Genomic DNA, 13,060 nt, shown 5'->3' with positions numbered 1-13,060 from the left:
TCACGGAGTAACTTTCATGCAGCGCTTACTGATTTCCCTGTTGATCTGCCTGGGCTTCGTGCTCCCGGCGACGGCCCAGGCGTGGTGGCAGGACGACTGGCACTACCGCAAGCAGATCTCCATCGACACCACGCCGCAAGGCGCGGCCATCAACCAGGCCCTGGGCCGCACCGCGCTGCTGGTGCGCCTGCACACCGGCAACTTCAGCTTCGACGGGGTCAAGGAAGACGGCTCCGACCTGCGTTTCGTCAGCGCCGATGACAAGACCGTGTTCAACCACCAGATCGAAAGCTTCGACCCGCTGATGGGCATGGCCCTGGTCTGGGTCGATGTGCCGAACGTGGAGGGCGGCCAGCGCCAGGACATCTGGATGTACTACGGCAACCAGAAGGCCCCGGCCAGCGCCAACGGCCAGCTGACCTTCGATCCGAACTACATCGCCCTCTATCACTTCGACGGCGCCAACGGCACCCCGGCCAGGGACACCACGGCCTACGGCAACCACGCGCAGAACGCCACTGGCGCGAGCATCGACGGGGTCATCGGCCGGGCCTTGCAGTTCAACGGCCAGCCGCTGCTGTTGCCGGCCAGCCCGTCGCTGCAACACAGCGCCGAGGGTGCCTTTACCTTCAGCACCTGGCTGCGCCTGGACCAGGCCAGCGGCGAGCAACTGTTGCTGGCCCGGCGTGAAGGGGCGAGCAGCCTGCTGATCGGGGTCAACCAGGGGGGGCCTTTTGTCGAGGTCGACGGCCAGCGCGCGGTGTCGACCCAGCCGCTCAATCCCGGGCAGTGGCAGCACCTGGCCCTGACCGCTCAGGGCAGCCAGCTGGCGCTGTGGGTCAATGGCCGCGAAAGCGCCCGCCTGGCGGTGGCGCTGCCGGCGTTCAATTCGCCGCTGGCTATCGGTGCCGACCTGCCGCCGGTAGCGGGGGCCGAGGCCGCTACCGAGGCCAGTGCGTTCCTGCCGTTCAACGGCGCCATCGACGAGCTGCGCCTATCCAAGGTGGCCCGTCCCGCTGGCCTGCTGCTGGCCGATGCCGCGGCCCAGGGCGCCGAGTCGAAGCTGGTGGTGTACGGCGTCGATGAAGAACAGTCGGGCTTCGGTTTCGGCAGCCTGGGCTTCTTGCTCAAGGCGGTGCCGGTGGATGCCTGGGTGATCATCGCGGTGCTGGTGCTGATGATGTTCCAGTCGTGGATCATCATGATCCGCAAGAACCGCATGGTCGGCCGCGTCAGTAGCGCCAACCAGCTGTTCCGCGAGCAGTTCGCCCGGGTCGGCACTCGCCTGGAAATGTTCGCCGACGACCGCGAACTGGCCCAGCGCCTGGAGCATTCCTCGCTGTGGCGCCTGTACCAGGTGGCGGTCCAGGAGATCCGCACCCGTCGCGAGCAGGGCGCCGACACCTCGTCGGTCTCGGCGGCGACCATCGAAGCCATCCGCTGCTCCATGGACGGCGTGCGCACCCGCGAGAACCAGCAACTCAGTTCCAAGCTCTCGACCCTGTCCAACGCCATCGCCGGCGGGCCCTACATCGGCCTGCTGGGCACGGTGCTGGGGATCATGGTGGTGTTCCTCGGCACGGCCATGGCCGGCGACGTGAACATCAACGCCATCGCCCCGGGCATGGCCGCGGCCCTGCTGGCTACCGCCATGGGCCTGTTCGTCGCGATCCCGGCGCTGTTTGGCTACAACCGGCTGATTACCCGCAACAAGGAAGTCAGCGCCGACATGCGGGTGTTCGTCGACGAGTTCATCACCCGCCTGGCCGAGCTGCATGGCGCCGGCCAGTCAAGTGAAGCCGCGCCCGCGCGTGGGCATAACGCCAACGCCAGCGTGCTGGCCTGAGGAGAAACGTCATGGCTTCTGTGAACGCCTCCCACGACGACGATGACGACGCGGCAGTGGACAGCATCAACATCACGCCCCTGGTGGACGTGCTGATGGTGGTGCTGGTGATGTTCATCCTCACCGCCACCGCCCAGGTTTCCGGGATCCAGATCAACCTGCCCAAGGCCAGCGCCTCGGTGTCGCTGTCCGAGGCCAAGACCAAGGCGATCTCGGTCAACGACGGCGGCCAGGTGTTCCTCGACGCCTACCCGGTGACCCTGGCGGAGCTGGAAGAACGCCTGCGCATGGAAAAGGCCCTGAACCCGGACTTCCCGGTGATCGTGCGCGGCGACGCCACGGTGCAGTACCAGAAGGTCATCGAGGTCCTGGACCTGCTGCGCCGGCTGGAGCTGTCCCAGGTCGGGCTGGTCACCGGCAAACCGAGCCAGGGCTGACCCCATGACCGCACAACAACCGATCCACCTGCCGCCCGTGAAGAACCGCACGGCGCCGCGCCTGCTCAAGTGGGGCGTGGGCCTGCTGCTGGGGGCCGGCGCTGCCTGGCTGCTCTGGCAGTGGGCCAACGACATGAGCGGGGTGCGCCGCGAGGCGCCCAAGGTGCCGACCATCATCCCGTTGCCGCCACCACCGCCACCGCCGCCGGAAAAACCCAAGGAGCCGGAGCCGCCGGTCGAGGAGAAGGTGCCCGAACCGGAACCGACCCCGGAGCCGGAACAGGTCAAGCCCGAGGAAGAGGCGCCGCCGTCGCCGGTGGACGATCTGGCTAACCCGATGCAGATGGATGGCGATGCCCAGGCCGGCAGCGACGCCTTCAACATCGGCGCCGGCAAGGGCGGCGGCATGGCCGGCTCCGGCGGTGGGCGCCTGGGCAACGGCACCTACAGCCAGTTCCTGGCCTTCACCTTCCAGCGCGTGCTGCGGGAAAACCCGGACCTGCGCAACCAGGCCTTTTCGCTGCAAACCGACGTCTGGCTGAGCGCCGTCGGCGAGATCACCCGGGTCGAGCTGGTCAAGTCCAGCGGCAACCCGCAAATCGACACCCTGGTGCTGGCCGCCTTGCGCGGCGCACCGCACCTGACGGAACGGCCGCCGGCCTCCCTGACCTTGCCTGTACGCCTGTCCCTGCAGGGGCGGCGTCCGGGTTAACCGAACGACTGATGCAAGTTTTGCCAAAAGGAGCTGTGTGCAAATGATTTCCAACGTGAATCGATTGTCCCTGGCGATCGGCATGGTCATCGCGACCCTGGTGGGACCGGTAGCGGCCGCGCCCGCCGCGCCCTCGGAAAACGCCACGATCAATCTGATCCGTTTGCTGGTGCAGCAGGGCGTGCTGAAACAGGAGCAGGCCGACGGCCTGATCGCCCAGGCCGAGCGCGAAGCGCAGCAGGCGCGCCAGGCCAACACCGCGGTGGCGGCAGGGCCGGCGGCGACCCCGGGGGATGTGCGGGTGCAATACGTGCCGGCCATTGTCCGCGACCAGATCCGCGACCAGGTCAAGGCCGAGGTCATGGCTACCGCCAAGCAGGAAAACTGGGCCCAGCCCAACACTTTCCCGGACTGGGTATCGCGCATCAGCTTCGACGGCGACATTCGCCTGCGCGACGAGTCGCGCTACTACTCGGGCAGCAACAGCAACGAGATCGTCGACTTCGCCAAGCTCAACGACAAGGGCCCATACGACGTCAACCCCAACAGCAGCTCCAACCTGCCGCCCTTGCTCAACACCCGCGAGGACCGCGAGAACCTGTTCCGCCTGCGCGCCCGGCTGGGCATGAAGGCGCAGGTCGCCGAGGACTGGACCGCCGGCATCCGCATCGGCACCGGCTCGGACAACAACCCGGTGTCCACCACCCAGAACCTGGGCGGCGGGTTCGGCAAGAAGGACATCTGGCTCGACCAGGGCTACCTGACCTGGAAGGCCACCGACGAGCTGACCCTGACCGGCGGGCGGATCGCCAACCCGTTCTTCTCCACCGACCTGCTGTATTCCAACGACCTGAATTTCGACGGCGTGGCGGCGATCTTCAACCACAAGCTCAATCGTGACTGGGGCCTGTTCGGTACGGTCGGCGCGTTCCCGGTGGAGTACACCAACGACACCTCCACCAGCAACGGCTTCGACAAGGAAGAGAGCGACAACAAATGGCTGTACGGCGCGCAGATCGGCGCCAACTGGGCGATCAACAGCAACCACCGGCTCAAGGGCGCGCTGGCCTACTACCGCTTCGACGACATCGAAGGCCAGCGCTCCAGTGCCTGCGAACCCTGGGCCGGGGCGCCGGGCTGCGACAGTGACGGCAGCCGCGTGGCCTTCATGCAGAAGGGCAACAGTGTGTTCCTGCTGCGCGACATCACGCCCAACCCGCTCAACCCGGCCGCCACCGCGCAGCCGCAGTTCGTCGGCCTGGCCTCGGAGTTCAACCTGCTGGACCTGAACCTGGTGTGGGACGCCGACCTGCCGGAGAACTTCAAGCTGCGCAGCCAGGCCAACTACATCCACAACCTGGGCTACGACGAAGGCGAGATGCGCAAGCGCTCTGAGGGCCAGATCGTCAACAACCTGGACAGCAACGGCGAGCTGGAAAGCGGCGCCAACGCCTGGATGGTGCAGTTCACCCTGGGCAACAGCCTGGAGCTGGCCAAGCAGGGCGACTGGAACCTGTTCGCCGGCTACAAGTACATCCAGCCCGATGCGCTGCCTGACGGCTTCAACGACTCCTCGTTCCACCTCGGCGGCACCAACGCCAAGGGTTACTTCCTCGGCGGCAACTACGGCCTGGCCAAGAACGTCTTCGCCACCGGCCGCTGGCTGAGCTCCGAGGCGGTGTACGGCGCGCCGTTCGACATCGATGTCTTGCAGCTTGAAATCAACACGCGCTTCTAGGGCGCAAGGGGCATTGTCATGACCAGTCTTGCGATGAAAAGCACGGCGATGAAATGTACGGCTATGAGGAGCACGGCGATGAACACGCGAGCCAGGGCAGGGCGCTGCCTGTTGTTGAGGCGCGGCCTGTTGTTGACCCTGGGCGTGCTGCTGGCCAGCGGGGCCAGCGCCGAAGGCATGGAGGAGCGCCTGCGCACCCAGTTGCGCAGCACCACCCAGCAGTTGCAGGCCCTGCAGAGCGAACAGGCCCAGGCCAGCGCCGCCCGCATCGCCGCCGAGAACCAGGCCAGGCAGGCGCAGGCGCAGATCAAGCAACTGAGCGCCGACCTGGCCAAGGCCCGTGGCGTCGCCGAGCAGCTGGCCGGCCAGCAGCAGAACCTGCACAGCCAGGCCCAGGCGCAGATGGCCGCCAGCAGCGAGCAGATCGGCAAGTTCAAGAAGGCCTATGACGAGTTGCTGGTCATGGCCCGGGCCAAAGAGGCCGAGCGGGCCCGGCTCCAGGCGCAATTGAGCGAACGTGACACACAAGTGCAGCAATGTTCGGTCAAGAATCAGCAGATGTATGGCGTGGCCAAACAGATCCTCGCGGCCTACGAAAAGATCGACGTGGCCGAGGTGATGAAAATCCGCCAGCCCTTCGCCGGCGGCGCCCGGGTCAAGTTCGAGGAACTGGCCCAGGGTTTTGGCGACGACTTGTACAAGACCCAGTTCGATGCCCCCCAGGCAGCGAGCACCCACTGAATATCAGGGAAGAATCGAGCATGACTGAACCAACCCAACTGATCGCCAGCGTCACCCCGCAGAGCCTTACCGAACTGCTGCAAGGCGCCGGCTACCGGGTCAATCAGACCGACCAGAACGGCATCGTGCAACTGCTCAGCGCCAGCCAGGGCATCGGCTACGCCGTGCGCTTCGGCAACGCGGTGGGTGCTGAACCGGGCCGCTATGTGGACTTCACCTTCAGCTGCGCGCTGCGGGTCCAGGGCGAGTTGCCGGCGGGCCTGGCCGAACTGTGGAACGCCTCGCGACGCTTTGCCCGGCTCTCGGTGCAGGGCGAGTTCCTGGTGATGGAAATGGACGTGGTGGTGGCCGGGGTCAGCCACGATCACCTGCGCAGCCAGCTGGAACTCTGGGATCGGCTGTTGCAGGAATTCATCGTTTACCTGCGCGACTACAGCCAGCACGCCGCACGCCTGCAGGCCCAGGCCGATGCGCCTGAGGCAACGCCCGAGGCCGCCGAGGTGCCTGCGCAGTGAAGAAGCCAAGCCTGATGGTCGGTGTCGGAGCCCTGGCCCTGGTGGCGCTGGCGGTGTGGCTGGGCGTGCGCCCGGGCAGCGACCCGGTGGCGGCGCAACAGCCCAGGCCGATGGCCGCCAGCCCGGTCGACGATGGCCCGGCGGTGGCGCGCCTGGGTAACCAGCGGGTGGCGCCGGAGGAGCTCAAGGCGCTGTTCGCGGCGTTGCCCGAGCCGTCCCGCGAGCAGCTGCGGGGCAATCGCCCGGCCCTGGAAAACTGGATTCGCACCCGCCTGGCGGAAAAGGCTGTGCTCGAACAGGCCGATGCCCAGGGCTGGCGCCAGCGTCCGGACGTGGCCTTGCAGACCCGGGTGGCCACCGAGCAGATTGTCTTTCGCGACTACTTGCGTTCGGTCAGCCAGGTGCCGGCCGGTTACCCGAGCGAGGCCGAGTTGCAGCAGGCCTACGACGCGGGCAAGGCGCAGTGGCAGACCCCGGCCTTGTACCGGGTCAGCCAGATCTTCCTCGCGGTGAGTGACCCGCAGGCGCTGGAAGCAACGCGCAAGCAGGCCCAGGAACTGAGCAAGAAGGCCCAGGCCGCCCCCGGCGACTTCGCCGCCCTGGCCAGCCAGTATTCCCAGGAGCCCAACAGCGCCCGGCGCGGCGGCGACTCGGGTTTACAGCCGTTGCAGCAGTTGGTGCCCGAGGTCCGCGGCGCGGTGGCGCGCCTGAAGGTCGGCGCGGTGTCCGATGCGGTGCAGAGCGCGGCGGGTTTTCATGTGCTCAAGCTGACCGAGCAGCAACCGGCCCGCACCGCGACCCTGGACGAGTTGCGCGAACGCCTGACCCAGGCCCTGCGAGCCCAGCGCCAGGAGCAGATCGCCAAGGCCTACCTGGAAGGCATGCTCGACACTGCGACCCTGAGTATCGACGGCGCGCAGTTGAACAAGGTGCTGGAGGAGAAACTGTAAGTAGGGCGGTGTGGCCGATATCGCTATCGCGAGCAATCGAGCGTCGACCGGCTGCTCCTACACAAGCAACGCAATCCCCCTGTAGGAGCGAAGCTTGCTCGCGATGGACGGCAACGCCGTCCGACCTGCTATGAACAATGTGCAATGGATGCCATCACCCACACGACAGGGAGTCACCCATGTCCTTTCTGGAACCCGTCCCGATCTCGGGCATCACACCCTACATCGCTCCGGCCGAACCCCGGGAAGCCTGGCTGGCCCTGGCCGCCGGGATCGAGCCGGAGCTGGCCCAGTATTTCCTGGTCACCGCCCGTTGCGGCTGCTTCATGCAGGCGGCGCGCAGCCTGAACATCAAGTCGACGCTGCTGCGCAAACAGCTGGCGCACCTGGAGGCACAGTTGCGTCGCTCCTTGTTCAGCTTCCAGGGCAGCGCCCTGAGCCTCAGCCGCGAAGGCCAGCAACTCAAGGCGCAACTGATCGCCCTGGCTCACGAACGCACGCTGCCGGTGCTCGAACAGCCGCTGCTGCGCCTGGCGGTGGCCGAGTCGATCCTGCATGACATCCTCGGCCGCGACCTGATTTCCCTGTTGCGGCGCAACGCCAGCGTGCGCCTGGAGATCATCTCCATCGACAGCGAGCTGTCGCTGCGGGCCCTCAGCGCCGACGTGGTGGTGTGGCTGGGCGGGGTGGATTCGCCGGCACCGGGGCCGAGTTTCGTCACCAGTCCGCCGCAGCCGCTGGTGCGCCTGGACTACCTGCCGCATATCGCCAAGCGTTACTCGCGGGTCGCCGCGCGCCCCGACAGCCTGGACGACCTGGCCGACTACATGCTGGTGCAGTGGCAGCAGGATCGTCAGGTCGAGCCGTTGCGACCGTGGAACCAGTTGGTGGAGCAGCGCCTGGCGGGGGTGGTGCAGGTGCATTCCTACGCGCTGATGCTGGAGATGATCCGTTGCAGCGCCTGCATCGGCCTGCTGCCCCATTACATGAGCCGCTTCGACCGCGGCCTGACGGCCTTGCCCGGGCTGTTCGACGAGGCCATGCCGCGTCAGGTATGGATGGCGGTGAATGCCGAAGTGGAGCACGACGCCGAGGTGCGGATGCTGGTGGAGCTGATCCTGCACACCTTCAATGAGCGCAGCGAATGGTTTGAATAGCCGCCGGCACGCTGCTGCTTCGCCCTGCTTCTGTAGGAGCGAAGCTTGCTCGCGAAACAATCTCAAGGACGGCGCAAGACCTACTGGCCTAATCGCCAGCAAGCTGGCTCCTGCAGGAGGGCGGTTGTACCGGAGAAGGCGCCTGCAACACGCTCCCTCTCGCCACCCGTGCCACTGGCGCTCTACACTCGACGGCCCTACTGCATAAACCAAGGAAGACTTTATGCCCGCCGAGACCCCCACCATCGTCATCGAACGTTTCAGCGAAGCCCATGTGCAGGGCATCACCGCGCTGTACAACGACCCTGCGGTCGCCTGTCAGACCCTGCAAATGCCGTTTCAACCTTCCGAGGTCTGGCGCAATCGCCTGGCGCCGAACAACGAACGGCTGGTATCGCTGGTGGCGCTGCACCAGGGCACGGTGATCGGCAGTTGCAGCATCGAGCAGTACTCGCGCATCCGCCGCGCCCATTGCGGCGGCGTCGGCATGGGCGTGGCGGTGGAATGGCAGGGCCAGGGCGTCGGCAGCCGCTTGTTGGCGGCGGTGCTGGACGTGGCGGACAACTGGATGAACCTGCATCGGGTAGAACTGACGGTGTTCGCCGACAACGAAGCCGCCCTGGGCCTGTACCGCAAGTTCGGCTTCGAGCGCGAAGGTCTGCTGCGTGATTACGCGGTGCGCGACGGCCAGTACGTCGACGTCCTGAGCATGGCGCGCCTGCGCCGCACGCCCCAGGCCTGATTCGCCCCTGTAGCCGCTGCCGAGCGCCAGCGAGGCTGCGATCGCCCGGAACGGGCGCGGCGGACTTCAGATTGCTGAGGTCCTTCGGACCTATCGCAGCCTCGCTGGAGCTCGGCAGCGGCTACAGGTTTGCGGTGGCCAATGATCCACGATCTGGCGCTACGCCCCTCTATCCAAGGCAAACGCCACCGCTGCCCGCGCATGCAGCACGGTGGTGTCCAGCAGCGGCAGGGGGCTGTGTTCCGGTTTGAGCAGCAGGCCGATCTCGGTGCAGCCGAGGATGATGGCCTGGGCGCCGCGCTCCATCAGGGCCCGGATCACTTGCTGGTAGCGCTGGCGCGAGCTGTCGCTGATGACGCCCACGCACAACTCGTCGTAGATGATCCGGTGCACGGCCTGGCGGTCCACTGCGTCCGGCACCAGCACCTTGAGGTCGCGATCGACCAGGCGCTGCTTGAGAAAATCCTGTTCCATGGTGAAGGCCGTGCCCAGCAGGCCCACGCTGAGGGTTCCAGCCTCGAGCGCGGCTTCGGCGGTCGGGTCGGCGATGTGCAGGAAGGGCACCGACAGCACGGCCTGAATCTGCTCGGCGACCTTGTGCATGGTGTTGGTACAGAGCACCACGCACTCGGCGCCACCGGCCTCCAGGCGGCGCGCCGCATCCACCAGGATCTCTGCCGCAAGGTCCCAGCGCCCGGCGTGCTGGGCCTGTTCGACAGGCCCGAAGTCGACGCTGTACATTAGCAGCCGCGCCGAACGCAGCGGGCCGAGACGGTCCCGTACCTGCTGGTTGATAAGGCGGTAATACTCGGCGCTGGACTCCCAGCTCATGCCGCCGATAAGGCCGATGGTGCGCATACACAGCTCCTGTTGCTGATAAACCTGAGTGTCGAGAGTGTCCCGTGGCACAGCCCCGCGATCTATCAAGAAATTTCATATGCCCGGCGCACTGAGCGACAAGGCCCAGGGTTACGAGTTGCCGCGTCGCGAACTGTTGGGCGGCACGCTCGACCTGCAATTGCTGCCGCGCGCGGCCTACAGTGCGCGCGATCCGTTGCAGTGGCAAAGCCTCGGCGTGAGCCTGGAACGCCAGCGGGGCGTGCATGCCATCGGCAGCGACCGGCGCGAGGATTTCGACAGCTGGCCGGGGACCCTGGCCTTGACCCCGGCCGGGGTCGAGGTGTTTTCCGAGTCGCCCCACGGCGGTGAATACCTGCTGCTGCGCTGGCTGGCCGAACCACAGGGCCTGGATATCGCCAGCGGTTCGCGGCGTCTGCAGCTGCCAGGACATGCGAGGGCCCTGGCGCTGGGACGGCAGGCGCGGCGGCTGTTGCTGGACCCCAACCAGGATCAGTTGGCCCTGGAACAATGCGCCTTGCAGTTCGCCGGCCTGGCCGCCTTCGACCAACCACCCGCCAAGACCGCCAGGCGCGCCGAGTTCAGCCGGGTGCTGACACTGATCGACCAGCAGTTCGCCGAGCCCCTGTCACTCTCTGAACTGGCGGCCTGCAGCGGGCGCAACGAACTGCGGTTCCTGCGCGACTTCACCCGCGCCATCGGCATGACGCCCCATGCCTGGATGGTCGAAGTGCGGGTCCAGGCGGCGCGCCGGCTGATCGAGCACAGCGACCTGTCGCTCGCCGCCATCGCCCTGGAAACCGGCTTCGCCCACCAGTCCCATATGGGCAGCGCGTTTCGCAAGATCCTCGGCCTGACCCCCAGCCAGTACCGCGCCCTCCGCGGCGGGCGGGGCTGAGGGCGAGCGCGCGTTCACCGTTCGGCAGCCGTGCCGCCAGGGTTCGGCTTTTAGTCATACGACGCGGGCGTGCATCTGCCATGATCGAGTTCCGCAATCGCGGTTCCTCGAAGAGGCATGAACATGGACGACGTACAGCAACTGGGCGAGATGCTTCGCCACTACGCCGAAAGCGAAGCCCACAAGAAACAGCTGTTCGAAAGCCAGTCGGTGGTCTGGACGAACCGTATCAATGAGCTGTTCGACCATATCCAGCAGTGGCTGGCGCCGGTGCTGATGCCGGACCTGCTGGCCTTGACTCGCGAACCCTACGTGGCCTTCAGCCCCAGCGTCCCGGTGGAAACCTCGACCTTCAAGACCGAGAAACTGACCATCGTCATCGCCGGCAAACCGGTGGAGTTCGTGCCCGATGTGATGGGCGCCGCCGGGCAGATTTCCCTGGCGGTGATGGGCCTGACCGCCGCGCGTTACGGCAGCGTGTCCCTGGTGGGCCTGCCCGACGGCAGCTGGCAATGGCGCAAGGCCAATGGCCTGAAGGAACCCGACGTCTTCACCTTCGACGGCAACTTCCTGGCGTCGCAGCTGCAGGTGCTGATTCCCCGGGAGCGTGGGTGAGGTCAGGGATCAGGGCTGCGGAGCTGGCAGCACCTTGAGTTGATAGATCCTCTGCGCTTTCTGCCCTGGGCATTGAGTCCCGTAGCTACTGGCATACGCGTTGATGGTATAGGTGCCCGGCGTCAGCGGTTTGCCAGTGATCAGCACGTAATGGGTTCTTTTCTGGTAACTCAGTTCCAACCCCTCGGGCAACGGGTAGTCGGGGTGGATATAAAAACCGGTCAGCGGCGTATCGGCGCCCACCACCTCCAGCTTGACGCTGAACGGCTGGCCGGCGACGGCACTGGGCAGTGTCTCTGGCTGCATTGTGAGATCCGGACGGGTATAGCAGCCGGGAACAAATCCCAGCCCACAACCGCTGAGCATGAGTGAAAGAGCAATAGCGGAAATCAGTGCGCGCTTCATGGGAGTTTCCTGGGGGCCGTTCAAGGGATCTTGCTGAACACAAGGCCGCCGTATATGTATTTGAGAATGGTCTGCAGGGTCGATCCCGCTGGGATCTGATGCAACAACTCACCCCAGGAAAAGATCCTCGAGGAACTGATGGTGTCACTCGGTGCAGTGGCCGGGGTGATGGGGCCGGATAAGGTTTTTGCCGGTTGCTCCCAGGTAACCCAGTGGTTTTTCATTTGCCCTGCATTGGCTGCCAGCATCCCCGCGCCGATAAGGGTCGCGACATGAGTACCGGGGCGAATGTACTGGAACAGTTCGCTCAACTGATTCTGGTTTATATGGGACGAGAACTGGGTGTTGTCGAAAAGGATCTCGGCTCCTGCTTGCTTGAACCATTTTCTGAGCCCCGCGGGCAGGGTGATCCCAGAGAACATGTCATCTGGTTCGTCATAGGCGAACAATATGTTTTCACTGTCACGCAAGCTGGCCAGGGTGATCCAGTCGATAGCCCAGATGCGGTCACCTTCTGCACCGTGACTGAAGTTTTTTGGATTGCAGGCGCCGTGGCTCGGCTTGATGTGCAACTGCCCGATGGTCGTTTCACCGGTTTCCCAGAGCTCGGTGATGGCTTTTGCGTACAGGTCGGGGCGATCCATCAACAAGGCATAGAAGAAGGTGGCCGGACCGCAGAGGCTGGTCTCTTTCTGGTCGGGGTCAGCGCTGCTACAGCTGGCGCGCCAGTCAGCGCTGCGGCCTGCGGGGCAGAAGGCGCGGGAGGCAGCAGGGCGGCCACGACGGCAGCTGTGTTCGGCATCGCCGACACCGCGCTGACGGGCGCCGCTGTAACGGTATCGCCAATGATCACACTGCCCGAACCGCCGACGATAATGCTGCCGTGGTCACCGGTACTGCTCTGTACCGCGGCATTGCGGCCATTGATGAAGACGGTTGCCGACACCCCACCGACGATCACCGCACCGCAGGCGCTCTAGTCGTTGTGCCAGGCCGTCGAAAAAAACATCGGGGGAGCCGCTGACGATGGGGTTGGTGCCGTGGCCCGGCATCGGGCAGGAAGTCGGGTCGGTTACCCGCGCGGCCGGTTTTCCGCTCATTCTAGAAACGTCCGTGTTTGTTCAGCGGCGAAGACTAAGCGAAACACCCGCCGTTGGCCAATCGGGCTCCGTTGCAGTTACAGCGGCGGTCAGGCTGCGAGGCGGGGTCAGATCTCTACATTGCCCCAGCCCGGCCGGGCTTCGGTCGGTTCCGGCGCCACGGCGTCGATCTTCTTGCCGGTGGCCAGTTCCACCCGGCGCGCCACGTCCGGGTCGTCGGCGAAGGGGATCAGGCTGGCGTCGTCGAGGCTCTTGGCCGATTGATGACGCAGGCAGTAGCCGATGCTGAGGTAAAGGAAGGTCACGCCGAGCAGGTCAAGGGCGAATTCGATCATCGGAGGGCTCG

General features: G+C 65.7%; 15 protein-coding genes and 1 pseudogene. 11 read left to right on the top strand and 5 right to left on the bottom strand.

Annotation, left to right across the window (positions count from 1 at the left end):
- The first annotated feature begins 16 nt into the window (after nt 1-16).
- The 9 genes from DK261_RS16415 (at nt 17) to DK261_RS16375 (ending at nt 8,838) form a co-directional block, all read left to right on the top strand.
- Nucleotides 17-1,846 (top strand): DUF2341 domain-containing protein, encoded by a 1,830-nt coding sequence (locus tag DK261_RS16415; RefSeq protein ID WP_110176013.1) that lies wholly within the window; start codon nt 17-19, stop codon nt 1,844-1,846.
- Between the two features lie 11 nt (nt 1,847-1,857).
- Nucleotides 1,858-2,283 (top strand): biopolymer transporter ExbD, encoded by a 426-nt coding sequence (locus DK261_RS16410; protein WP_023964687.1) that lies wholly within the window; start codon nt 1,858-1,860, stop codon nt 2,281-2,283.
- 4 nt (nt 2,284-2,287) lie between these two features.
- On the top strand, nt 2,288-2,995 hold the full coding sequence (locus DK261_RS16405) for a TonB C-terminal domain-containing protein (protein ID WP_016704718.1): 708 nt from the start codon (nt 2,288-2,290) through the stop codon (nt 2,993-2,995).
- A 43-nt stretch (nt 2,996-3,038) separates the two neighbouring features.
- Nucleotides 3,039-4,733, top strand: a complete 1,695-nt coding sequence (locus DK261_RS16400; RefSeq protein WP_110176012.1) for a putative porin — start codon at nt 3,039-3,041, stop codon at nt 4,731-4,733.
- 78 nt (nt 4,734-4,811) lie between these two features.
- Nucleotides 4,812-5,474, top strand: a complete 663-nt coding sequence (locus DK261_RS16395; protein WP_110176011.1) for a DNA repair protein — start codon at nt 4,812-4,814, stop codon at nt 5,472-5,474.
- A gap of 20 nt (nt 5,475-5,494) precedes the next feature.
- Complete coding sequence (locus DK261_RS16390; RefSeq protein WP_101282371.1) at nt 5,495-5,989, top strand: YbjN domain-containing protein; 495 nt, start codon at nt 5,495-5,497, stop codon at nt 5,987-5,989.
- Nucleotides 5,986-6,939 carry a peptidylprolyl isomerase gene (locus tag DK261_RS16385; RefSeq protein WP_110176010.1) on the top strand — a complete coding sequence of 318 codons (954 nt, stop codon included), beginning with the start codon at nt 5,986-5,988 and terminating at the stop codon, nt 6,937-6,939. Before DK261_RS16390 ends, DK261_RS16385 begins: the two co-directional genes overlap by 4 nt.
- Nucleotides 6,940-7,118: 179 nt before the next feature.
- Nucleotides 7,119-8,096 carry a LysR family transcriptional regulator gene (locus DK261_RS16380; RefSeq protein ID WP_110176009.1) on the top strand — a complete coding sequence of 326 codons (978 nt, stop codon included), beginning with the start codon at nt 7,119-7,121 and terminating at the stop codon, nt 8,094-8,096.
- A gap of 223 nt (nt 8,097-8,319) precedes the next feature.
- Nucleotides 8,320-8,838: a GNAT family N-acetyltransferase gene (locus DK261_RS16375; protein WP_009048788.1), complete on the top strand. Its 519-nt coding sequence runs from the start codon at nt 8,320-8,322 to the stop codon at nt 8,836-8,838.
- Between the two features lie 159 nt (nt 8,839-8,997).
- Here the strand turns inward: DK261_RS16375 and DK261_RS16370 are convergent, their stop codons facing one another.
- On the bottom strand, nt 8,998-9,696 hold the full coding sequence (locus DK261_RS16370) for an aspartate/glutamate racemase family protein (protein WP_110176008.1): 699 nt from the start codon (nt 9,694-9,696) through the stop codon (nt 8,998-9,000).
- A gap of 79 nt (nt 9,697-9,775) precedes the next feature.
- Here DK261_RS16370 and DK261_RS16365 point away from each other — a divergent pair, with 79 nt between their 5' ends.
- On the top strand, nt 9,776-10,594 hold the full coding sequence (locus DK261_RS16365) for a helix-turn-helix domain-containing protein (RefSeq protein WP_110176007.1): 819 nt from the start codon (nt 9,776-9,778) through the stop codon (nt 10,592-10,594).
- Nucleotides 10,595-10,717: 123 nt separating this feature from the next.
- Nucleotides 10,718-11,209 carry a hypothetical protein gene (locus DK261_RS16360; protein ID WP_177411719.1) on the top strand — a complete coding sequence of 164 codons (492 nt, stop codon included), beginning with the start codon at nt 10,718-10,720 and terminating at the stop codon, nt 11,207-11,209.
- Nucleotides 11,210-11,218: 9 nt separating this feature from the next.
- On the opposite strand, the gene DK261_RS16355 is transcribed toward DK261_RS16360, so the two are convergent.
- The 4 genes and pseudogenes from DK261_RS16355 to DK261_RS16340 all read right to left on the bottom strand — a co-directional run bounded on the left by DK261_RS16355 (nt 11,219) and on the right by DK261_RS16340 (nt 13,049).
- The gene (locus tag DK261_RS16355) at nt 11,219-11,614 is read right to left on the bottom strand and encodes a hypothetical protein (RefSeq protein WP_110176006.1); all 396 of its coding nucleotides are present in this window, start codon (nt 11,612-11,614) and stop codon (nt 11,219-11,221) included.
- 20 nt (nt 11,615-11,634) lie between these two features.
- Nucleotides 11,635-12,258, bottom strand: coding sequence for a hypothetical protein (locus DK261_RS16350; RefSeq protein WP_172666943.1), 624 nt, complete (start codon nt 12,256-12,258; stop codon nt 11,635-11,637).
- A gap of 152 nt (nt 12,259-12,410) precedes the next feature.
- Nucleotides 12,411-12,714, bottom strand: a pseudogene (locus DK261_RS33555) (PAAR domain-containing protein); the annotation flags it as partial.
- Nucleotides 12,715-12,821: 107 nt separating this feature from the next.
- The gene (locus DK261_RS16340) at nt 12,822-13,049 is read right to left on the bottom strand and encodes a hypothetical protein (protein WP_009048794.1); all 228 of its coding nucleotides are present in this window, start codon (nt 13,047-13,049) and stop codon (nt 12,822-12,824) included.
- Nucleotides 13,050-13,060: the final 11 nt, after the last annotated feature.

The organism is Pseudomonas sp. RW409, from assembly GCF_003184125.1.
GTDB lineage: Bacteria > Pseudomonadota > Gammaproteobacteria > Pseudomonadales > Pseudomonadaceae > Aquipseudomonas > Aquipseudomonas chlororaphis_I.
The sequence above is the reverse complement of the archived record's forward strand: the minus strand, read 5'-3'. Positions and strand labels throughout refer to the sequence as shown.

What these genes read in the sequence shown, in the direction of transcription:
- DK261_RS16375 (WP_009048788.1), top strand. Translation starts at nt 8,320, where the DNA reads ATGCCCGCCGAGACCCCCACCATCGTCATCGAACGTTTCAGCGAAGCC.
- DK261_RS16380 (WP_110176009.1), top strand. Translation starts at nt 7,119, where the DNA reads ATGTCCTTTCTGGAACCCGTCCCGATCTCGGGCATCACACCCTACATC.
- DK261_RS16340 (WP_009048794.1), bottom strand. Translation starts at nt 13,049, where the DNA reads ATGATCGAATTCGCCCTTGACCTGCTCGGCGTGACCTTCCTTTACCTC.
- DK261_RS16395 (WP_110176011.1), top strand. Translation starts at nt 4,812, where the DNA reads ATGAACACGCGAGCCAGGGCAGGGCGCTGCCTGTTGTTGAGGCGCGGC.
- DK261_RS16365 (WP_110176007.1), top strand. Translation starts at nt 9,776, where the DNA reads ATGCCCGGCGCACTGAGCGACAAGGCCCAGGGTTACGAGTTGCCGCGT.
- DK261_RS16415 (WP_110176013.1), top strand. Translation starts at nt 17, where the DNA reads ATGCAGCGCTTACTGATTTCCCTGTTGATCTGCCTGGGCTTCGTGCTC.
- DK261_RS16410 (WP_023964687.1), top strand. Translation starts at nt 1,858, where the DNA reads ATGGCTTCTGTGAACGCCTCCCACGACGACGATGACGACGCGGCAGTG.
- DK261_RS16405 (WP_016704718.1), top strand. Translation starts at nt 2,288, where the DNA reads ATGACCGCACAACAACCGATCCACCTGCCGCCCGTGAAGAACCGCACG.
- DK261_RS16400 (WP_110176012.1), top strand. Translation starts at nt 3,039, where the DNA reads ATGATTTCCAACGTGAATCGATTGTCCCTGGCGATCGGCATGGTCATC.
- DK261_RS16360 (WP_177411719.1), top strand. Translation starts at nt 10,718, where the DNA reads ATGGACGACGTACAGCAACTGGGCGAGATGCTTCGCCACTACGCCGAA.
- DK261_RS16355 (WP_110176006.1), bottom strand. Translation starts at nt 11,614, where the DNA reads ATGAAGCGCGCACTGATTTCCGCTATTGCTCTTTCACTCATGCTCAGC.
- DK261_RS16370 (WP_110176008.1), bottom strand. Translation starts at nt 9,696, where the DNA reads ATGCGCACCATCGGCCTTATCGGCGGCATGAGCTGGGAGTCCAGCGCC.
- DK261_RS16350 (WP_172666943.1), bottom strand. Translation starts at nt 12,258, where the DNA reads ATGGATCGCCCCGACCTGTACGCAAAAGCCATCACCGAGCTCTGGGAA.
- DK261_RS16390 (WP_101282371.1), top strand. Translation starts at nt 5,495, where the DNA reads ATGACTGAACCAACCCAACTGATCGCCAGCGTCACCCCGCAGAGCCTT.